The organism is Staphylococcus pasteuri, assembly GCF_030547725.1.
Classification (GTDB): domain Bacteria; phylum Bacillota; class Bacilli; order Staphylococcales; family Staphylococcaceae; genus Staphylococcus; species Staphylococcus pasteuri.
Genome location: NZ_JAUOQO010000292.1, coordinates 1 through 277, shown reverse-complemented (window position 1 = coordinate 277; position 277 = coordinate 1). Strand labels below are relative to the sequence as shown.

1 protein-coding gene is annotated in these 277 nt (G+C 50.5%); it reads left to right on the top strand.

What is annotated here, in order from left to right:
- On the top strand, positions 1 to 277 hold a 277-nt coding region (locus Q4528_RS13715), incomplete at both ends, for a hypothetical protein (protein WP_303522112.1).

The window sequence follows — 277 nt, the reverse complement described above, 5'->3', positions numbered from 1 at the left end:
CTCATAGGATATGAGAGTGGTGATACGCTTCAAGCAGGAGCAGGCAACGATATCCTGAGAGTTTATTCGCAGCGCGACTATGGAGGGTCTCCTTGGACGGTTCTGGACGGCGGTGAAGGCCAGGACGTTTTCGAGGGATCTCCTAGTGAGAACTACACACGCACGACTTTCCAAAATATCGAGATCCACATAGGTAGTGGAACTATGTCGCGCGCCAACATGTTGAGCTTTGAAGAGTTTCGAAATGTGTATGATTTGCGCATGTCGACCTCCGGAC